The following is a 19203-nucleotide window of genomic DNA, read 5'->3' on the forward strand; positions in this document are numbered from 1 at the left end:
GGTCTTATGCGTGGTCGCGCCAGCTGAGGACGCGCTGCTTCATACCCTCGATGTCGAGCACGCCTTTGGCGAAGCCTTTGCGCACAAGCTCCTCGGGAACGTACTCGTCGTAGCGATCAAAATAAGGCACCTCGCCGGGATAGACGAGCTCGATGGGGTCGAAGTCCTTCTCAGCCTCGGCGGCGAGCACCTCGAAGAACGTCTCCTCATCGGCCTTCATCTTAAACTGCATAAAGTATGGACGCGACGGATCGAGCCCGCGAAGGTCCAGCTCCGCGGCGCATTTAATCTTGAGCATGCGCTCGAGCGCCAAAAAGGCGTAGCTTCCCAACCAGGGGAAGAGCACCCAGGTGTCGCCGCCCAGGTTAATGAGCGGTTTAGTTCCCGCGCCCGAAATCTCGGCGGTATGACGAGCCTGTGCAAGGCGTGCCCGTGCGTTGCCCATGAGGTACGGATATGCCGCGTGCTCGTTGAGCGCCTTGCGCATGCGCTCGAGTACGTGTGTATTGATATCGCCGGGACAGTCGCCAAAGTAGGCCGGCACACGGCCCTTGACCTGCGTGGCAAAGACGGTATGACGCTTCCAGTCCACTTCCTCGACAATCCAGCAGTGTCCGGCGATGGCGATGCGCTCACCGGGCGGTGGGGGATTGACGATCGTGCCCAGCTCGGCCGATTCGCTGCGAACGGTAAACTCCTCGTTTTCCTGGAACACGGCGTAGAACTTAAAGTTGTTGATGATGCGCTCGCCAGCGAGGCCCACGATGAGCCCACCGCCCTCGGTGACCTGGATGTGGTCGATCTTGATGAGGTGGCGCAGCAGTACGCGATAGTCATCGGCCGAGACGCGGTGGAAATAGCTGAGCGTGAGCACGCGCTGAGCAAGCTCGGCCGGTGTGAGCTCGCCGGTGCTGGCGAGCGTCGACATGGTCTGGTGATAGAGCAAACTGTAGGGGAGTCGATCGAGCTCGGGCGGCTCGACCCACTTTTCCTCGCGATAGAGTTGTACGAGCGCGATGCCCTGGAGGAGCTTCCACGGAATGGTCTCGGGCATCATCGTGCGCGGCTCGGGTTCCTCCTCGCGCATGACAAACCACATCTCGGGCGGAAGATCGCGGCGTCCCGTGCGTCCCATGCGCTGCAAAAAGGAGCTGACGGTAAACGGTGCATCGATCTGGAACGCGCGCTCCAGGCGACCGATATCAATGCCGAGCTCCAGCGTGGAGGTGGTGACGGTTGTCTGCGCCTGTTCCTCATCGCGCATGAGCTCTTCTGCCGTCTCGCGTAGCGATGCCGAAAGATTGCCGTGGTGGATGAGAAAGCGGTCGGGCTCGTGTCGGCTCTCGCAGTAGCTGCGCAGCATGGAGCATACGGCCTCTGCCTCCTCGCGCGAGTTGGCAAAGACCAGGCACTTGCGGCCGCGCGTATGTTCAAAGATGTAGCCCATGCCGGGGTCGGCGTTTTCGGGCGCGGTGTCGGTGGGGTTGAGAAGTGCCTGTTCGGTTGCCCGTGGGATGTCGACTTCGCCCTCGGGGGCCGAGGAAGCGCGGCGATCCCTGGAAGTAGCCTTGTCCTGTGCCTGTTCGCGACGCTGGCGGCGCTCCTCCTGCGTGAGTTGTCCGCTGTGACGTCTGTCCTGGGTGCCGGTGGGTAGTGCCGTGGGCGTCGCCGCCTCGATGCGCTCGCACGCAAGCACCTCGGCCTCTTGGGGACCTGCGCTCTCGAATCCTCGCTGCTGTGCCTGGGGGCCCGAGTTGTAGAAGTGCTCCATGGAGATGCGCCATACGCGGCGCGGTTCCTCAAAACGGGGGATAACGCAGTCACGTCCCGTTCCCTGCGAGAGAAAAGCGCCCGTGCGCTCGGGGTCGCCGATGGTGGCCGAAAGGCCAATACGGCGGGGGTGTACGCCCGCCATGCGCGAAAGGCGCTCAATAAGGCAGAGCGTCTGCCCGCCACGGTCGCCGCGCATGAGCGAATGGACCTCGTCGATGACCACATAGCGCAGGTCGCAAAACATGCGCGGGATCGCCATGTGCTTATGGATCAGGAGCGCCTCGAGCGACTCGGGCGTAATCTGCAAGATGCCGCTCGGTTTTTTGATGAGCTTAGCCTTGTGCGATTGCGAGACGTCGCCATGCCAGTGCCAGACAGGGATATCGGCCTCTTCGCAGAGGTCGTTGAGGCGAACGAACTGGTCGTTGATGAGTGCTTTGAGGGGACCAATGTAGAGGGCGCCCACGCTCGCGGGCGGGTTCTCCCAAAACTCGGTCAGGATGGGAAAGAAGGCCGCCTCGGTTTTGCCGGAAGCCGTGGATGCCGTCAGGAGTACGTTGTCCTGCGTGTTAAAGATGGCGTCTGCCGCCGCAACCTGGATAGAGCGCAGACTCTCCCAATCGTGGGAGTAGATGAAGTCTTGGATAAACGGGGCATATCGGTCAAAGGCGTTCATGGGACCTCCTCTCAACAACGGGCTGATCAACACAACGGGCAACGGCTCGATATCTTGCAACATCGGCGTTTGCCCAGATAAAACCTACCAAAATAAACCTGTCCATTTTTGGCAGGTTAGATGGTGAACTCGGTGAAATTGCGGTCGCCGCCTGCGGTATCGGTGTCGCCTGTTGCGGTTGCCGGCGCCATCGCGTCGCCGCCGACGCTTTGCAGTAACTCGGCCACGTTGGCGTCGGGGTTCTGACACAGGATGTCGAGCAGCTCGATAAAGTCGCGGATGACCTCGCGGGGCGTCAGATGCGTGTCGGCTCCCACACGACCGAACTCGATCTTGAGGAAGTCAACCAAGTCGTTCTCGGTAAGCGTGGGCGTCCAGCCAAAGTAGCCGGCGTGAATTTGCATGAGCTTTTCGATGAGCACCAGCAGCTCCTCGTAGGTGAGCGGCTGCAGACGGATGATGGGCGCGAGCATGTCTTTGAGATCATCGCGCGCAAAACGACCCTGAGCGAGTCGGCTGCGCAGGGCCTCGTAGGAGAACACGCCGCGGCGACGGTCTTCGATGGAGGTTGGCGTGCCGCCCATGATCACGCCCAGGTACTGCGCTTTGCCCTGGAGCGTGTCGTTGTACATCGTTAGGATTTTCTCGTAGTTGTACTGTCGCGTGATCGCGTTGGGAATCTTGTACAGATTCACGAGCTCGTCGATGAGCACCAGCATGCCCTTGTAGCCGCTGCAGACCAAAAAGCGCGCAATGAGCTTAACGTAGTCGTACCAGTCGTCGTCGCTGATGATGGTCGAGGAGCCCAGCTCGGCGCGTGCCTCGCTCTTGGTGCGGTACTCGCCGCGAATCCATTTGGTCACGCGACTCATAGCTTCTTCGTCACCCTCCGAGACGGCCGTGCGATAACGGCGGAGCATGCGGGCAAAGTCAAAGCCGTGGACCATCTCCTCGAGCGGGGCCAGTTGGGCATTGACGGCAGACTCGTCGGCCTCGGCACACGAGGCGACCCAGCGGTCCAGGATAAGGTTGAGCGCGCCGCCCTCGGGGCGCGTCTTGGTCGATATGTTGCGGATGAGCTCGCGATAGGTGGCGAGGCCCTGGCCCTGGCCGCCCTGTAGGCGGCGCTCGGGGGAAAGGTCGGCATCGGCGACCACGAAGCCCTCGCCCATGGCATGCGTTCGGATGGTCTGGAGCAAAAAGCTCTTGCCGGCGCCGTAGCGACCGACTAGGAAACGGAAGCTTGCGCCGCCGTCGGCGATGAGACTCAGGTCGGTGAGCAGGGCGCGGATCTCGACCTCGCGTCCTACGGTGATGTAGGGAAGGCCAATGCGCGGGACAACGCCGCCCTTGAGCGAGTTGAGAATGACGGCGGCGACGCGCTTGGGCACACGGGGTGCTGCGGATGCGGTATCACTCATGGTCTAAGTATCCTCTCACGTCTGCTTCGTAGTCCTCGATAATTTGCGGTCCTGCTGATCCAAATTCAATAACGGTGTCGCCCACCAGGTCAAAGAGCGCTTCGTTGATGCTATCGACGAGCATGTCCTCACTCTTGCCCGACTGTTCCACCGCCGATGCCGTCTGTGCTGCGTTTTGCTCGAGTAGTGCTCGAAGATAGGCGTCTGCGGCGGGATCGAGTGCGGACGCGGTGTCGGCGGGCGCGGGCGTTGGCGCGAGGAGCGGGGCTACGACGCCAAACTGCTCGGTGGAGATGGTCGGCTCGCTAGCCTCGTCCTGCTGCATGGTCGTCGCGACTGGTTCGGCGATCGTGTCGGCCACGGGCTCGGCTTCCGGTCGTTCGGCAACTGCCACCTCGGCATCCGCAAGCGGGCCGTCCTCGCGCTCCTCGTCGATCAAAAGCGCCTCGCGCGTTTGCGCGGCGGCGCTCCGAATGTACCCCAGCTGACTCAGATCGATATCGATCTTGACGGGCTGGTGTGCGGCGTCCCACGAAAGCCATGCCACAATCTCGTCATCGATAATCTTGGCCAGATATTTGGGGACCTTCTCTTCCTTAAGGGGATGGGCGGGGTCCAGGGCCAGGCGTAGACGCTGGTCGCAGGCGCGCATCATCTCACCGAGCTTGCTACTTTTTTGTCTGCTGCCGTGAATGCGCATGCATTCCCAAAACCCGTTTTGGCAGCGGTAGACGTGAATGGGGTCCAGGCGATATTCGCAGTCCTCGTGGCGCTCGGGCGCAAAGAATACGGCCGACGCAAACATGGTGTAGGGCATGGCCGTCTCCTCCCCAAATAAACTCGCCACGATGCTGGTCTTTCGGTGCGTGTCATAGTAGCGCGCCATGCGGACATACGCGGCGCACGCCACGTGGCGCAGATCGCGGTGGTGGCTGCGGTCGAGCCGCGAGTTACTTAGGTTGTACGTGGAGAGGGCATTGATGGCGGCCATGAGTCGTTCCTCGCACGCCTCGTCGGGCGGAAGGGGGAGCGTGGGCTCAGAGGCCTTGCGACGCTTGGGCGCCTGGTCCGACGGTGCCGGTGCTGGTACAAGGTCTCGTGCCGCGCGCCGCAGCTCGATAAGGGCGTTATCGAACATGACGGTTTTAGAGTCACGAAGCAGCTTGGGGTCGAGCCCGTGGAACACGGCGTAGTCCTGCAGCCACACGCGCGCAAACCGGTCGATGCCGGGCTCGAAGGCGCGATAGACATCCCAAAAAGCCTTGATCTTGTTAAAACCATCGAGCGGATCATCTACGCCAATGCCGCAGATCAGCTCGTAGAGATACAAGAAGGCAAACGAGGTCGATGTCTCCTCGATATTCCCGCGGCGCACTTGGGCACGCCAGGTAAAGTAGCCGCGCAACTGCCGGTCGCTCATGGCGTTGTAGGTGGGAAAGTACGACTTAAAGGTGCCGTTGTAGGGACAGTCGTCCTCAAAGTCGGCCATCAGCAGGCCTTGGCGGTAGAAAAGTTCGGCTTCCGAAAGCCAACGGCCCGCGCCGCCCTTTGGGTCTTCTTGCCAACGCGATATCTCACGCATCTTGCGGTATTGGTCGGGGAGGAAATTCTGCATCTGTCGGCCGGTTTTGAGAATCGGCTCGTCTGCGTAGGTTTCGTTTGAGAAGCGGGCGGACTGATGGGTCCGGGCCTCGGCCATAATGCGCTCGATGAGCATCTTGATGTCCTGGTCGGCCACCGCTCCTCCTCTCGAACGCAGCTACGGTGACCTCATATCATAGCACAGCATCAAACAGATGTTCGAGATACCGATGCGTTGATAGATTTAGAACAGGAGGGCGTAGATGACGGCGATGACGACGGAGGGAAGCATATTGGCCGTGCGGAAGGTCTGAGGACGGATGAGGTTGACGCCGACACAGAAGATGAGCATGGAACCTACGAGCGAAAGGCTGTTGAGGGCAGCTGTGGTCATGATGGGGGAGAGCGCGCCGGCAAACAACGTGATCGTCCCCTGGAACACGGCGACGGGCAGGGCGGAGAAGATGCAGCCGCGGCCAAGCGAGGCCGTCATGGTGCAGACGATGATGCAGTCCAGTGCGCCCTTGAGGGCAAGCGTTGACCAGTCGCCGAGCAGGCCGTCCTGGATCGATCCCACAATGGCCATGGCGCCGATGCACACGGTGAGTGAAGTCGAGACAAAAGCGTTGGTGAACTTGTTATCGCCCTCACTGCCAGTCTTGCGCTTGAGCCATTCGCCAAGGTTCTCGATGGCGGCCTCCAAGTTGATGGCCTCGCCGATGAGCGAACCGAGCGCAAATGAGACGATGAGCATGGTGGTACCGGTGGTCGCTAGCGCCTTTCCATCGATGATGAGCATCTTTTGCATGGTGCCGCCCAGGCCGATAAACAGGACGCACAGCCCCGATGCTTTCATGAGCGTGTCTTGGATGTACGGTGTAATGAAGCGGCCGCCCGCTAATCCCAAAAGACCGCCCGCAACTAAAAGCTCAACGTTGATGATTGTTCCCAAGCCCGGCATGAGCCCCCCTGTATTGATGCCAACGTGGCAATCGTAGCAGAACGAAATGCGAGGCACATCGCGACTCATCTAATACGTTATATAAGTGGTATTAGGAATGATGCGCAGCATTTAAGCCTCAGGTGGTTGTCGGGACATAGGGGTAGTAGTCAAAGCGCAGTGTCATAAGCCGCTGCGGGGATTCAATAGCCGCGGCGATGATATTGGCATCGCGGGCACGATCAAACCCTTCGAGTTCGATCTGATACGAGACGTCTTGCATAATGTCCAGACGTCGCCAGGCTAGAAGTGTGTCGCCATCGAATTCCAAGGTCTTGCCTCCGTCTGGGGCAACGGCGTATAGACGCAGTTTAGCGGTGGTTGCAGGGTCGACAACCGTGACCTTTTTAATTTCGTTTCGAGTATTCTTGGCGCCCAACAAGGTGAGCAGCGTTGGGGCCACGACCTCGCCCGATGGCAAATAGACGACTTCGATGGATTCGGGAAATGCGATGATGGCCGACTTGCGGACGGGCTGATTGGCGGCGGCAACTTCGATGTTTGCAGCATCGATGACCTCTGTGTGGTCGAGGGCGGCAAGCACGCAGCAGTTACCTTCATCGATCTCCTGAGGATCAGCAAGCCCCAGACTGTCCGCGAGCTCGGGATCGTTTGGACCGGTAGCGGGCTCATTTGGTGCTTCGAAAGAAGCTGGGACGCTGTTTGTCGGCGACGGCGTGTCGCCCGCACCTGCTTCTTTGTCCGTGCTCTCTTCTTGTATGGTTGCGTTGATGGGTTCGTCGTTTGAGGGGAGCGTCTTGGCGTCAAGCGCGGAGGGGACAATCCCGACGGCTCCGGATCCGTTCCACTCCATCTCGAGAAGCGCCGGGTCGGCAAGAATGCGTTGCCTGCCTAGCGTGTGGGTATCGATCGCAATAGGGCCTGCCTCCGTCCCGCGCGTAAGGCTGAGCGATCCGGCCGGCTTCTCGAAATGAATGTCTGTGTCTTCGGTACTGGCGGCGTAGAACAGCAGGGATGCTTCTCCCGCCGCGATGGCATCGGTGCCCGCCTTGGTCAGCCGCAGCGATGCCGTGAATGAGAGGGTGGGCTGCACATCGTCTGCATTCGCGGCGGCGCAGCCCAGACATATACCGCCTCCTTTCTCGAAAAACGCACCGTCGAAGGCGACCTTCGCTCCGTTCGCCGAGTCATCGACCGAAGCGATATCGATGCGCAACCCCAAATCGCACGGATCGCCATCTGCATCGAGCACAATCGAGCGCCACGTGCAGACGGCGCACCCCGCCTGGGAGCCGTTTGCCTTGTTCGAACGATTGATATCCACGACTATCGAGCCGTCCGTATTACGACGAAGGCATCCCGAGGTTGAGATTGCGGCCTGTGCGAACGAAAAACGCTTGCACGCAATGGCGCTCGACGGATTTGGTGCGGAGCTTAGGGCTGCTGGTAAGGAGTCTGCCATGACGGGAGTCGCCCAAGCGGCGACAGGCGTTCCGGTTGCGAGCGCGCCGCAGAGTGCGACGACGGGCAAAAGGTTCTTCGATGCCATGGGGTCTCCTTAGCTAATTTAGTGCGGCCTGTCCGTGTTTCGTTTCTGGCTGCGTTTGATGTGCAGACCGAGGCCGGCGGTTCCCGCGCCTGCTGCCGTGGCGCCTGCTGCCAAGAGCCATCGTCTGTCGTCTGTCTGTGCCAACGGTTCCTTGCAGTTGCCGCGGTCGAGCTCCGAGAGGCCGACCGTCACCTGCGTGGCGGCCTGCGCCTGTTCTTGCTGGGCAAAGGCCATGGCTGGCCCAAACGCTAGGATACTGACGGCGGCGGCCAGGGCGACGGCCTTATGCCGTGTGCGCACCGGGCTCGACCGTCCAGGTGATCGTTGCAACCTGATCGCCTTCGCCGGTTACGCGGAAGATGTCGCGCGTGACGCGGGCGACGTTTCCGCTTGCCTTGAGCTTAATTTTGTCCGTGCCGCCGGCAATGCCCTGGTAGCCCATGTCGAAGGCTGCATTCTTGGAAAGATCGAGGCCCGTCTCCTGCATTGCGGCGCTGGCGTTCTGGAGTGCGCCGTCGGGGCCGACCTTAAAGTCGATGGAATTCTGCGCGGTTCCGGCCTTGGCGTCGGCGGCAATGGTCCAGGTGTTCATGGCGTCGATCTTCATGTTGGTGACATGGATGCCGTAGGCCGAATGATTGTCGATGGTGGTCGCGTCTTCTGAGGGGCCCTGAAGCGTGCCGTCGGCCTTGGCGACGAAGGGAATAACCGTCGGAACTTTGAACTCTACGTTGTCGATCTCGGTCCTGACCATTACTTTCGTGGTTCCAACGCGCCCGGCTGCCAGAGCTGGCGTCGGGGCGGCGCCCATTGCGAGCGCGAGCGCGAGCCCTGCGCCCACGACGAGCGCTCTGGCTCCGTTCATGTTCCTGGTGATGTCCATGGTCGTTCCTTTCTATTCGCCGCGGGCCGTCCCCGCGATGATTGGACGAATGCTGGTGAATTGCGTGCGGTGCCGCGTCGGCCGAAAAAGCTAGTTCTCGGTTTGCTCAACCCGTACCTTGACACGTGTCGGATTGCCGTGGCTGTCGAGGGTCTTGGCATCGAGTGCCTGGATCTCGATGTATGCCTCGCCTTCTTTGATGTCGCCGGCGGGGCACGTCTCGATTGTCTTGCCGGTCTCGACCACACCGGATTCGTACATGGTCTCGTCGTTTTGGATGACGCGGAATCGCTGGGGAAATTTATTGTCTTGGACGTTTTGCACGTTGACGCGCAGCTTGCCGTCCTCCTGTAGCTGAGCGACCGGCGCGACCGAAATCGTCATCATGTTGTCGCGGACGATGGCATCGAGCTCATCTTGGATTTCTTGTCGCGATTTACCCTCTGCCGTCGTGACTGAGGCACCCGCTTCGGGCACGGGCTGCGACTGCCAGGCGTATAGCCCTACGGCGATGAGGGCGCAGACGATAGCCAGACAGACAACGACGAGTTTCTTGCGACGCCCCAGTCCTGCGAGGCGGGGCGGCTTCTTCGCACTCATGCGGCGTCCTTGGTGGTGTAGACACGTGCGAACGTGGACGGGTCCGCTCCAAAGAGCATGTGAAGCATCAGGCGGCGCGAGTAGATGAGCTCGTCAAAGTCGTGAGGGAGCTCGATGTCGTGGATACGCGCGATGTGGTGGGCGAGCGCCGAGAACGACTCGGGGTCGCAGATAACATCGGTGGTGACGTGGTAGACCGCCGTATCGGGGAACGCCTCTTCGTCGAAAGGCAGGAGATAGGGATCGTCGTCGACCTCGATGGCGACGCCGTACTGGGGCCAGTAATATGCCATGGGAACCTCCCTGCTTCTGGGGCCAAACTTCTATCGGTTTTGGCTGTCGATGCCGACCGTATCAGCCGCTACTTGACCAATTTCTGACCAAATGCTTGACGGATTGACATCTCCGCAGGTAAAAGGTGGGAAAAATTACTTCAACTTTTTTCGAGCGACAATCGAGCGGTCGGCGACGGCGGGGCGATATGTGTCAAAAGCATCGTCTGCCGAGGAAGCCTTGCCGTTCGCCGAATTGCACGAACGTAAAAAACGCCAATTATGGAGACGGTCTCGAACACGTCGACGAAACGATGCGGTAACATCTCCCTGCAAACACTGTAGTTAGCTAAAGGGGGAGTTCGCGTGTCTGCAACCATCAAGCCCTTCACCGATGAGTTCGAAGAGTATAGCCGCGATGAGTCTCGCACGTCGGGCGAGGCCTCAAGCATCTCGTTTCCGACAACGGAGAACGAGGTCCGCGCCATTTTGAAAAAGCTCCATGCCGAGCGTGTCCCGGTAACGGTTCAGGGCGCCCGAACCGGCCTTGCCGCCGGTGCCGTGCCCCACGGTGGGCATATCCTCAATACTTCCCGTATGAATCGCTACTTGGGCCTTCGCCGCGATGAACAAGGCCAATTTCTGCTGCGCGTGGAGCCGGGCGTTGTGCTCTCGGAGCTGCGTAAGCAGCTGAGCAAGAAGGTACTGCCGACCGCTGGTTGGGACCAGGCATCGCTTGAGGCCCACGAGGAGTTCCAAGAGTCCCCCGAGCAGTTCTTTCCCACCGATCCCACCGAGGCATCTGCCTGTCTGGGCGGCATGGCGGCATGCAACGCCTCCGGCGCCCGCAGCTACGCTTACGGTCCCATGCGCCCGCATATCACGGGACTCCACGTCGCGCTGGCTGATGGCGATTTGCTTGAGCTTCAGCGCGGCGAGGCTTTTGCCCAGGGCCGCCACCTGTCGCTTGTGACGGCAGAGGGTCATACATTCGAGCTTGATCTTCCTGACTACACCATGCCCAAGACCAAAAATGCCTCGGGGTATTTTGTTGCGGACGATATGGACGCCATCGATCTTTTTATCGGTGCGTGCGGCACGCTCGGCGTCATTACCGAGCTCGAGATCGCCCTGCAGGCGGCACCTTCGGTCGTATGGGGTGTGAGTTGCTTTTTCGATAGCGAAGACAAGGCCGTGTCCTTTACCGATTCCGTGCGTCCCGTGCTGTCCCATGCCGCCGCTATTGAGTATTTCGATGCTGGCGCCCTGGATATCCTGCGTCGCCAGCGCGAGCAGTCGACAGCGTTTGCCTCGCTGCCGGCGCTCGACGACGAGGCAAAGGTCTGTGTCTACGTGGAGCTCGACTGCGATGACGAGGCGCAGGCGACCGAGGAGCTGTGCCACCTGGGATGGGTGCTGGAGCTTGCGGGCGGCCGCGACGATGCGACATGGGTCGCCCGCACCGAAGTCGATCGCGAGTGCCAGCGGTTCTTCCGCCACGCGGTCCCCGAGAGCGTCAATATGCTCATTGACGAGCGTCGCCGCATCGACCCCACCATTACCAAGCTGGGATCGGATATGTCGGTGCCCAATGCACGCCTTGCCGATGTCATGGCCCTCTATCGCCGCACGCTGGCCGAAAGCGGGCTTGAGTCTGCTGCCTGGGGACACATCGGGAATAACCATCTGCATGTGAACATCCTGCCGCGCGATGCGCAAGACTACCGTCGTGGTGGAGAACTCTTTGCCCAGTGGGCTTCCGAGGTCACGGCCATGGGCGGTGCCGTTTCTGCCGAGCACGGCGTCGGCAAGATCAAGGCGGGCTTCTTGGAGACGATGTACGGCCACGAGGCCATGGTCGAGTCGGCGCGCCTCAAACTCCAGCTCGATCCTGCCGGCCAGCTGGGTCGCGGCAACCTGTTTACGGAGAAGCTCTTGGATGAACTCGTCCAGAAAGGGGGCGCGTGAAGATGAGTGATTTCCATATGGTGGTGTGCGTCAAGGCGGTGCCCGGAAGCACCGAGGTCAAGATGGACCCCAAGACCAATACTATCGTGCGTGATGGCAAACAGGCGGTCATTAATCCCTTCGATGCAAGTGCCCTCGAATGTGCGCTAGCGCTGAAGGACGACTTTATCGGCTTTGGCATGGACGTGCGCGTAACGGTGGTGTCGATGGGCATCCCCGCGACCGAGTCGCTGCTGCGCGACTGCATCGCTCGAGGTGCCGACGACGCGCTGCTGCTGACCGATCGCGCCTTTGCAGGTGCCGATACACTGGCAACCACCTATGCCCTCAAATGCGGCATCGAGGCACTCGATGGGGACTTTGACCTGCTCATCTGCGGCAAGATGGCAGTGGACGGCGATACGGCCCAGATCGGCCCCGAGCTGGCCGGCGCCTTTGGGGTCCCCTGCGTGACCGACGTGAGCTGTGTGCAGAGCGCGGGATTTACGACGTGTGGCTCGCTGGCGCTCGTCCACGGCTGCGATGCCGGCGAGGAGACGGTGTACCTGGAGATGCCGTGTGCGATGACGACTGCCAAGGAGATTGGCCAGCTGCGCATGCCGAGTATTGCCGGTATTCGCGCGGCCGAGGATGCAGACGTGCGTGTGGCCAGCGCTGCCGACGTAAACGCCGATCCCTCGCGTTGCGGCCTTGCCGGATCACCGACGCAGGTCGTGCGCTCGTTTGTGCCCGACCGTGACCAAACGTGCGAGGCCGTTGAGGGAACGGCGTCCGAGCAGGCGGTAAAACTTGCCAAGATTATTGAGGGGATGGCATAGATGAGCGGGCTGATTATCGATAGCGAAGCCTGTATCGGCTGCGGTCGCTGCGTTCGCGCCTGCGCCTCGGACGGCATTGTGGTGGAGGGTGAGCGCCCCAATCGCTGTGCCCGCGTAACCGACGGCTGTATCCTGTGCGGTGGGTGCGTCGACGCCTGCCCCGTCAACGCCATCTCGATTGAGCGCGACGAGGCCGCCGGCGCGGCAGACCTTGACGCATATCGAGACATCTGGATCTTCGTGCAGACTGACGAGCACGATGCCGTTGCATCCGTGGCCTTCGAGCTCATGGGCAAGGGGCGCGAGCTTGCCGATGCCCGCGGCTGCCGTCTGGTGGCACTGGTCGGCATGAGCCCCGAGGGCTCACTCGGGGACCTGGAGCATCTGATTTGCGCCGGTGCGGACGAAGTTCTGGTCTGTCGTGACGAGCGCCTGCGTCAGAACGACGCGGAGGTCTACGCTCGCTTGATCTGCGATTTGGTAGCCGAGCGCAAGCCCGAGGCCATTCTGTACGGCGCGACCGCCTTTGGTCGCGAGCTGGCGCCCGGTGTGGCCGTGCGCTTGCAGACGGGTCTTACGGCTGATTGCACGGTGCTTTCGATGGATACGGAGACGGGTCTGCTGCAGCAGACGCGCCCGGCGTTTGGCGGCAACCTGATGGCCACCATTATCTGTCCCAACCACCGTCCTCAGATGGCAACGGTGCGCCCCGGCATCTTTAAGGCGCCCGAGTTTGACTATAGCCGCTCCGGCACGATTACCCAGGTAGTGCTTGCGGATGACGTTAAGGCCCGCGTCGAGATCTCGATTCCCGCCGAGGAGTGGGGACAGCAGGCCTCAATTGCCGATGCCGAGCGTCTGGTCGTGGTGGGCCGCGGCATCGGCTCCAAGAAGAATCTGCCCCTGATGCGAAAGCTCGCCGATGCCCTGGGTGCCGAGCTTGGTTGCACGCGTCCCATTGTGGAGGCAGGCTGGTTGGAGTATCGCCACCAAATTGGCCAGACGGGTGTATCGGTCTCGCCCAAGCTCCTCGTGAGCATCGGTGTCTCGGGTGCTATCCAGCATCTCGCCGGCATCGGTGGGGCGGAGTGCATTGTCGCCATCAATGAGGACCCGGATGCCCCCATCTTCGGTGCCGCCCAGTACAAGGTCGTCGGCGATGCCGTTGAGATCGTTGAGGAGCTCCTAGCTCAGCTTGAGCACTAGGCGCGCGCCAGCCAGGTGCGCATCTCGTTCTTTAGGCGCTCCCAGGTCGCTTGCGTGGCGGGGTCGCTAAAAGGCCGTGCAATGCCAAAGGGCGCGTCGAGCAGGCGGTGGATATCGCCCTGCTCGCGCGCCAGCGCGCGGCTTGCCGGATAGACGAGCTCAAACATAAAGCAGATGAGCCCCACCAGGTAGTCCGCCGGCTCGTTGCGCTCGTCACGCGCGACGCAGCGATGCTCGTCAAAGGCGGTAAGCGCCGGTGTCGAGAAGTGGCTGGCGAGAAACGTGTCCTCATCCACCTTGAGGATGGTGTCGACGGTGCTGTCGGCGATGGTGCGCATAATGTCAATCTTGTCGCCATCGCGCACGATCTCGCAGAAGCTCCGTGTACGGGTGTCGAGTTCCGTGGGCAGGCGAAAATCACTGTGGTGGGCGATGCTCGCGCGGATCAGTTCGTCCTCTGCCGGGTCATCGATAAAGTCGCGGATGCTCGTTACGGCGGGTGCATCGGCGGGATTCTCGCCAAAGAGGACCTCGATGCCCAGCGCTGCATGGCTCATGCTCTCGGCGTCCTTAAAGGTGTCCCAGCGCCGCAACTGCTCAAAGCGGCCCATATCGTGTAGCAGGCCGCAAAGCCATGCCAGGTCAATATCTTCTGACGACCAGCCCTGCTCGCGCGCTACGGCATCGCATGCCTCGGCCACGTGGTACGTATGCTCGATTTTGAGCGCGATGCGTGGGTTGGTGGCGTCGTAGGCATCGGTGTAGCTTTTGAAGGCCGCGCGCGCCCGGTCTCGATCGATAACTGTCATAATGACTTCCTAAAAAGTTGTGTCTTTCGATCCGGTGGCAATTGTAGGTGAACTTTATTGCCACCGGTTGATATTTCTGCTGCGTTGCAAGGCGCGCTGCAGACGACTTACCAGAATGGGAGTGGCATGGTCCTTAGGATCTTTAAAATCGTCTGGCCAGTGATGCTTACCTATGTTGCAATAGGCGCGCCGTGCGGAATGATCATGGGGCAGACGGGAATGGACCCCTGGATGGTCTTTGCTCTGAGCAGCACGTTTGTGACGGGCAGCGGCCAGTTTATGATCTGCAACCTGTGGCTGGCGGGCGTGCCTGCAGCATCGATCGTCGCGAGCGTCGCCGCCATCTCCTCGCGCTTTGCGCTTTACTCGGCATCGATCGCACCCCATCTGGCGGGCGCCTCGAAGCGTCAGACGCTGGCTGTTGCCGCGACACTTACCGAGGAGGCATATGGCATCTCGCTTGCCAAGTTGGTTGAAGGGGAGGATTGGGGCCCGCGCGAGTCCTTTGTGCTCAACGTGATCCTTATCGCAACATGGGGCGTATCGTGTACGACGGGCGCCATCGTCGGCGCCGTTGTCGATGTTCCCACCGCTATTGCGAGTTTCGTCTGCACGTCGCTCTTTATCTGTCTACTCTTTTCGCAGCGGTTGTCGCGCGGCAACGTTGTCGCGGCGGTTTCGGGCGCGGTGTCCGTCGCCGTATGCAAGTTCTTGGGCCTCATGAATATTACCGTGCCGGCAAGCGTCGTGGTCGGCATTGCCATTGCGCTGGCGTGCGATGCTGTATTTGACGGAAGAGGTGCCCGCGATGCCCGTTAACGAGTTCTTGGTTCTGTGGCTGTCGTCGTGGGCTGCTATCGCGTTCTTTCGCATCGCGCCGGCGTTCGCCTTGCGCGGGCGGACCCTGTCGCCCCGTATTACCGAGGCCCTGGGCTATATCCCGCCCGCTGCCTTTGCCGCGCTGGTCGCCAACGACTTGGTGAGTCCCGGCGCGTTCGACGCGGGGCTCTGGCCTGCCTTGGTTCCCTGGATTGCGGCCGCCGGCGTCGTGGTCGTGGCGGTCAAGACAAAATCGATGCTGTGGTGCTGCGTCTCGGGCATCGTACTCTATATCGTCTTGAGCCTTATATAGGGGTGGCGTCGCGGGCGCCGAATCTCGTTCCATCCCAACTTGTCGAGTTTTTCACCGAGCTGGTCTATTTCTTCTGGTACCATGGTCAAACTTTACTGTAGCAAAGCGTGACGTGGGCTTTTGTATCCCGTCAGCGGAAATGGGGGTTTCATGGCACAGGAAGCAACCACCAACGAGCAAAAGAAATTCAAGGTCCCGCGCATCCCGGGCGACATCATGATTTATCCGATGATCGTCGGTCTTTTGCTCAACACCTTCTGCCCGCAGGTTTTTGAGATCGGCGGATTCTTTACGGCTGCCTGCCGCGGTGGCTCCAATACCATTGTCGCCGCGATCCTGCTGTTTGTGGGCGCCGGCATCAGCTTTAAGTCCACGCCGGGTGCCATCAAGACCGGTATCGTCGTGCTGATCCCCAAGCTGGTCGTCGCAGCAGCTCGCGGGTCTGGGCGTGGCATATTTCTTTAACGACAACTTCCTGGGTCTGAGCTCCGTGTCTATCATCGGCGGCATCACGTTTTGCAACATGGCGCTCTATACGGGCATCATGGGCGAGTTCGGCGATGAGTCCGAGCAGGGCGCCGTCGGTATCCTGTTCTTTACGGCTGGCCCCGCCGTCACGATGATCATCCTCGGTGTTTCCGGCCTCGCCAACATTCCCATTGGCACCATTATCGGCTCCATCTTGCCACTCGTTATTGGCATGGTTCTGGGCAACCTGTTCCCGTTTATCAAGAACCTGCTGGTTCCCGGTGCCAATCCCGCGATTGCCGTCATCGGATTTCAGCTCGGTGCGTCCATGAGCCTGTCGAGCTTTATCACCGGCGGTATTTCCGGCATTCTGTTGGGCCTCATCACCCTCTTTATCGTTGGCCCCATCACCTTTGCCTTCGAGCGCTTGTGCGGCGGCAACGGCAAGGCCGCCGTTGCTTGCTCCACCATCGCCGGCACGGCTATGACCACGCCGGTTGCTCTTGCTGAGGTCGCGCCGCGCTATGCCGAGCTTGCGCCCACCGCGTATGCGCAGATCGCCACCGCCGTCATCATCACGGCCATCATGGCCCCGATTCTGACCGGCTGGGTCGATAAGAAGTTCTGCCACGGCGAAGAGGATCTGTCGGTCGAAGGCGTCGAGGCTATTGAGGAGGCCGTCGCGACCGACATCGACGGCGAGTAATCGTCGACGCGAGTCAATCAAGCCGGCGTGTGCAATTCGCGCCGTATGGGCGCCCGAACGAGAGCTGTCTTGCAGTGACGTTCGGGCGCTCTGCTATTATTCCCTATACCCCTGCGGAGTAGGGGTGTTTATTGCCCAGGCACGAATCGGGCGATTCTGACCACTTGGATATTGAAGGGATGGCGTCTAGTGGTTAAGGCACTCAAGATCGAGATATTCCTGCTATGCATGATTGTTCTTATCGGGCTTGCCGCGCGAAGTCGCCACTCCTTGTTCTCGAGTACCCAGCAGTTATTGTTTAGTACGCTCGGCTACACCTCTGCCGCGTACATGTTATTCGATATAATCTGGACGCTTTCGGACGGTGTGGGCGGCACGCTGGGCATTGCTGCCAACTGGATTTCCAACGCGGTTTCGTTTTCGCTCTTTGCCGCCGCGTGCCTTATTTGGTTTATCTATTCCGAGACGGTGCAGGGTTCTCGCCTTTTGACCGCGCGCTCTAGAGTGGCGCTTGTAACGCTGCCTGCGGCGCTGGTAGTCGTACTGGCGTTTTCGAGCTACTGGACGCATGCCCTGTTCTATATCGATGCGCAGGGCGCGTATCGTCGTGGTTTTGTCTATATGATCCAGCCCATCGTCAGCTACTGCTACGTTATATATACGTCCCTGCATGCGTTTATACAATCTTGCAAGGTCGAGAGCCTACAAAAGAAGGCCATCTATCAAACCTTGGCATTTTTCGCCATTCCGGCCCTGGTAGCTGGTGTCTTTCAGGTCTTTTATTCGGGTCCTTGCCTTAGTGTCGGCATCATGTTAAGTATGTTGCAGCTCTACATTGTTTGCCAGGAGCAGATGATCTCGACCGACCCGTTGACCGGTCTCAACAATCGCAACCGCTTTGAGACCTATATGCTGTCGCTCTTCTCGAATATGGATCAGGCCGAAGATGTGTATCTGCTCATGATGGACGCTGACGGCTTTAAGCAGATTAACGATCGCTATGGACATGTGGAGGGCGACCATGCCCTCCAGGTCGTATCTGCTACGCTCAAAGAGGTCTGCTCAGCGTCTGGTGGCTTTATCGCACGTTATGGCGGCGATGAGTTCGTGGTGCTTCAAAAGGCAGCGGCGGAGCAGGACATCATGGACCTGTGTTCGGCGATTAACGACGAGCTCGCTCGTGCCGAGGTGCCGTATGCATTGCGGATGTCCATTGGTTACGCGCGGGTCGGCGATAGTGTTGATACCTGGCAAGACTTACTTCGCGCTGCCGATGCGGAGCTCTACCGCGTCAAGGCCGAGAAAAAGAAAGCCGGCGTTCAGATACGCTAGAAAAAGGGGCGCACGCTTGCGTGCGTGGCGGCCCTCAGCTCACCGATGTACTCCAATAAGCTAAAGTGTGCGAACAACCTCTCAAAAAAGTGAGCTCGCTAGGCCTTTTTGGGTTTGTTGACGATGATGATGCCGCCGCAGACCAACAGCAGGGCAACGATGACGGTAACGGGGCTCGTGCCAGCGCCCTCGCCGAGCAGCAGCGCGCTCAGCAGCACGCCAAAGACTGGGTTCATAAAGCCAAAGACCGAAACGCGGCTTACGGGGTTGACGGCAAGCAGGCGCGACCACAGCGAGTACGCGACCGCGGAGATAAGCGCCATGTAGATGATGAGCGCGATGGCGGGGGCAATCGCTGTGGGGGAGAGCGTGCCGCCCATCAAAAAGCCGATGGCGGTGAGGACCAGGCCGCCGACCAAGAACTGCCACCCGGCAAGCAAGACGCCGTCGTGCTCGCGCGAGAAGATGCCGATCAGGCAGGTCGAAAGGGCACCCGCGACGGTGGAGGCCAGGATAAAGCCCTCGCCGTCGAGCGTAAAGCCAAAGGTACCGTCCGCGCCCGAAAGGTTGACGAGCGCGACGCCGGCAAAGCCCAGTACGCAGCCGAGCACCTTGGCCGCATCGAGCTTTTCGGTGTGAAACGCCAGGGCGGCAAAGAGGATGGCCAAGAAGTTGGCGCTGGCCTCGATGATGGAGATCGACATGGCGCTGGCGCGCGAGAGTCCCAGGTAGAAAAAGAAGTACTGCCCGATAGTCTGGAAGAGCGACAACGTGAGGATAGACTTGATATCGCGCGCTTGCGGAACGAGCGGGCGGCGCTGGGCCACGCTCATGCCGACAATGACCAGCATGCCGGCAAGGGTGAAGCGCAGACCCGCGAAGAGCAGCTGCGAGGCGCTGTCGTGCGCGGGAATGCCAAAGAGGCCGTAGCCGATCTTGATGCAGGGAAAAGCCGACCCCCAGAGCGCGCAGCAGACGAGGCAGCCCAGGATGAGCCCGGGCAGGGTGGCGAGATACGGCTTGCGGCTTTCCATGATGTCCTTCCTGT

General features: G+C 60.4%; 19 protein-coding genes. 8 read left to right on the top strand and 11 right to left on the bottom strand.

What is annotated here, in order from left to right:
• Positions 1-4: 4 nt before the first annotated feature.
• The 9 genes from DWW51_RS07670 to DWW51_RS07710 all read right to left on the bottom strand — a co-directional run bounded on the left by DWW51_RS07670 (position 5) and on the right by DWW51_RS07710 (position 9737).
• Entirely contained in the window at positions 5-2449 is a 2445-nt protein-coding gene (locus tag DWW51_RS07670; protein WP_117774082.1) for a DEAD/DEAH box helicase, read from the bottom strand.
• 116 nt (positions 2450-2565) lie between these two features.
• Positions 2566-3870 carry an ATP-binding protein gene (locus DWW51_RS07675; protein ID WP_117774083.1) on the bottom strand — a complete coding sequence of 435 codons (1305 nt, stop codon included), beginning with the start codon at positions 3868-3870 and terminating at the stop codon, positions 2566-2568.
• Positions 3863-5608 (bottom strand): TerB N-terminal domain-containing protein, encoded by a 1746-nt coding sequence (locus tag DWW51_RS07680; RefSeq protein ID WP_231501607.1) that lies wholly within the window; start codon positions 5606-5608, stop codon positions 3863-3865. Before DWW51_RS07680 ends, DWW51_RS07675 begins: the two co-directional genes overlap by 8 nt.
• An 87-nt stretch (positions 5609-5695) precedes the next feature.
• Positions 5696-6412 (bottom strand): DUF554 domain-containing protein, encoded by a 717-nt coding sequence (locus tag DWW51_RS07685; protein ID WP_197032216.1) that lies wholly within the window; start codon positions 6410-6412, stop codon positions 5696-5698.
• A gap of 118 nt (positions 6413-6530) precedes the next feature.
• Positions 6531-7961: a hypothetical protein gene (locus DWW51_RS07690; protein WP_117774084.1), complete on the bottom strand. Its 1431-nt coding sequence runs from the start codon at positions 7959-7961 to the stop codon at positions 6531-6533.
• A gap of 18 nt (positions 7962-7979) precedes the next feature.
• Complete coding sequence (locus tag DWW51_RS07695) at positions 7980-8261, bottom strand: hypothetical protein (RefSeq protein ID WP_117774085.1); 282 nt, start codon at positions 8259-8261, stop codon at positions 7980-7982.
• Positions 8245-8844: a hypothetical protein gene (locus DWW51_RS07700; RefSeq protein ID WP_117774086.1), complete on the bottom strand. Its 600-nt coding sequence runs from the start codon at positions 8842-8844 to the stop codon at positions 8245-8247. The genes DWW51_RS07695 and DWW51_RS07700 overlap by 17 nt, the downstream gene beginning before the upstream one ends.
• A gap of 90 nt (positions 8845-8934) precedes the next feature.
• On the bottom strand, positions 8935-9444 hold the full coding sequence (locus DWW51_RS07705) for a hypothetical protein (RefSeq protein ID WP_117582898.1): 510 nt from the start codon (positions 9442-9444) through the stop codon (positions 8935-8937).
• A complete protein-coding gene (locus DWW51_RS07710; protein WP_089573322.1) occupies positions 9441-9737 on the bottom strand; it encodes a hypothetical protein in 297 nt (98 codons plus the stop codon). Before DWW51_RS07710 ends, DWW51_RS07705 begins: the two co-directional genes overlap by 4 nt.
• A gap of 345 nt (positions 9738-10082) precedes the next feature.
• Between DWW51_RS07710 and DWW51_RS07715 the strand changes: the two genes are divergently transcribed.
• The 3 genes from DWW51_RS07715 to DWW51_RS07725 are packed head-to-tail and all read left to right on the top strand — an operon-like array spanning position 10083 to position 13708.
• Positions 10083-11684: an FAD-binding oxidoreductase gene (locus DWW51_RS07715; protein ID WP_117774087.1), complete on the top strand. Its 1602-nt coding sequence runs from the start codon at positions 10083-10085 to the stop codon at positions 11682-11684.
• A gap of 2 nt (positions 11685-11686) precedes the next feature.
• A complete protein-coding gene (locus DWW51_RS07720) occupies positions 11687-12502 on the top strand; it encodes an electron transfer flavoprotein subunit beta/FixA family protein (RefSeq protein WP_117774088.1) in 816 nt (271 codons plus the stop codon).
• The gene (locus tag DWW51_RS07725; RefSeq protein WP_117774089.1) at positions 12503-13708 is read left to right on the top strand and encodes an electron transfer flavoprotein subunit alpha; all 1206 of its coding nucleotides are present in this window, start codon (positions 12503-12505) and stop codon (positions 13706-13708) included. It abuts the gene before it with no gap.
• Here the strand turns inward: DWW51_RS07725 and DWW51_RS07730 are convergent.
• A complete protein-coding gene (locus tag DWW51_RS07730) occupies positions 13705-14517 on the bottom strand; it encodes an HD domain-containing protein (RefSeq protein WP_117774090.1) in 813 nt (270 codons plus the stop codon). The genes DWW51_RS07725 and DWW51_RS07730 overlap by 4 nt on opposite strands.
• 162 nt (positions 14518-14679) lie before the next feature.
• Between DWW51_RS07730 and DWW51_RS07735 the strand changes: the two genes are divergently transcribed.
• The 5 genes from DWW51_RS07735 (at position 14680) to DWW51_RS07750 (ending at position 18155) form a co-directional block, all read left to right on the top strand.
• Positions 14680-15336 (top strand): AzlC family ABC transporter permease, encoded by a 657-nt coding sequence (locus DWW51_RS07735; protein WP_255413090.1) that lies wholly within the window; start codon positions 14680-14682, stop codon positions 15334-15336.
• Positions 15326-15649, top strand: coding sequence for an AzlD domain-containing protein (locus tag DWW51_RS07740; RefSeq protein ID WP_035137063.1), 324 nt, complete (start codon positions 15326-15328; stop codon positions 15647-15649). Before DWW51_RS07735 ends, DWW51_RS07740 begins: the two co-directional genes overlap by 11 nt.
• Before the next feature lie 150 nt (positions 15650-15799).
• On the top strand, positions 15800-16114 hold the full coding sequence (locus DWW51_RS10435) for a 2-keto-3-deoxygluconate permease (RefSeq protein ID WP_255413088.1): 315 nt from the start codon (positions 15800-15802) through the stop codon (positions 16112-16114).
• Positions 16098-16823 carry a 2-keto-3-deoxygluconate permease gene (locus tag DWW51_RS07745; RefSeq protein ID WP_255413089.1) on the top strand — a complete coding sequence of 242 codons (726 nt, stop codon included), beginning with the start codon at positions 16098-16100 and terminating at the stop codon, positions 16821-16823. The genes DWW51_RS10435 and DWW51_RS07745 overlap by 17 nt, the downstream gene beginning before the upstream one ends.
• A 189-nt stretch (positions 16824-17012) precedes the next feature.
• Positions 17013-18155 carry a GGDEF domain-containing protein gene (locus DWW51_RS07750; RefSeq protein ID WP_117774092.1) on the top strand — a complete coding sequence of 381 codons (1143 nt, stop codon included), beginning with the start codon at positions 17013-17015 and terminating at the stop codon, positions 18153-18155.
• A gap of 98 nt (positions 18156-18253) precedes the next feature.
• On the opposite strand, the gene DWW51_RS07755 is transcribed toward DWW51_RS07750, so the two are convergent.
• Positions 18254-19189 (bottom strand): DMT family transporter, encoded by a 936-nt coding sequence (locus tag DWW51_RS07755; RefSeq protein WP_117774093.1) that lies wholly within the window; start codon positions 19187-19189, stop codon positions 18254-18256.
• Positions 19190-19203 lie beyond the last annotated feature (14 nt).

The organism is Collinsella sp. AF15-51 (assembly GCF_003462845.1).
Classification (GTDB): domain Bacteria; phylum Actinomycetota; class Coriobacteriia; order Coriobacteriales; family Coriobacteriaceae; genus Collinsella.

Bases quoted from the DNA above. Each gene is read 5' to 3' on its own strand.
- DWW51_RS07670 (WP_117774082.1), bottom strand. From the start codon at position 2,449: ATGAACGCCTTTGACCGATATGCCCCGTTTATCCAAGACTTCATCTAC.
- DWW51_RS07675 (WP_117774083.1), bottom strand. From the start codon at position 3,870: ATGAGTGATACCGCATCCGCAGCACCCCGTGTGCCCAAGCGCGTCGCC.
- DWW51_RS07685 (WP_197032216.1), bottom strand. From the start codon at position 6,412: ATGCCGGGCTTGGGAACAATCATCAACGTTGAGCTTTTAGTTGCGGGC.
- DWW51_RS07690 (WP_117774084.1), bottom strand. From the start codon at position 7,961: ATGGCATCGAAGAACCTTTTGCCCGTCGTCGCACTCTGCGGCGCGCTC.
- DWW51_RS07700 (WP_117774086.1), bottom strand. From the start codon at position 8,844: ATGGACATCACCAGGAACATGAACGGAGCCAGAGCGCTCGTCGTGGGC.
- DWW51_RS07705 (WP_117582898.1), bottom strand. From the start codon at position 9,444: ATGAGTGCGAAGAAGCCGCCCCGCCTCGCAGGACTGGGGCGTCGCAAG.
- DWW51_RS07710 (WP_089573322.1), bottom strand. From the start codon at position 9,737: ATGGCATATTACTGGCCCCAGTACGGCGTCGCCATCGAGGTCGACGAC.
- DWW51_RS07720 (WP_117774088.1), top strand. From the start codon at position 11,687: ATGAGTGATTTCCATATGGTGGTGTGCGTCAAGGCGGTGCCCGGAAGC.
- DWW51_RS07725 (WP_117774089.1), top strand. From the start codon at position 12,503: ATGAGCGGGCTGATTATCGATAGCGAAGCCTGTATCGGCTGCGGTCGC.
- DWW51_RS07730 (WP_117774090.1), bottom strand. From the start codon at position 14,517: ATGACAGTTATCGATCGAGACCGGGCGCGCGCGGCCTTCAAAAGCTAC.
- DWW51_RS07735 (WP_255413090.1), top strand. From the start codon at position 14,680: ATGCTTACCTATGTTGCAATAGGCGCGCCGTGCGGAATGATCATGGGG.
- DWW51_RS07740 (WP_035137063.1), top strand. From the start codon at position 15,326: ATGCCCGTTAACGAGTTCTTGGTTCTGTGGCTGTCGTCGTGGGCTGCT.
- DWW51_RS10435 (WP_255413088.1), top strand. From the start codon at position 15,800: ATGGCACAGGAAGCAACCACCAACGAGCAAAAGAAATTCAAGGTCCCG.
- DWW51_RS07755 (WP_117774093.1), bottom strand. From the start codon at position 19,189: ATGGAAAGCCGCAAGCCGTATCTCGCCACCCTGCCCGGGCTCATCCTG.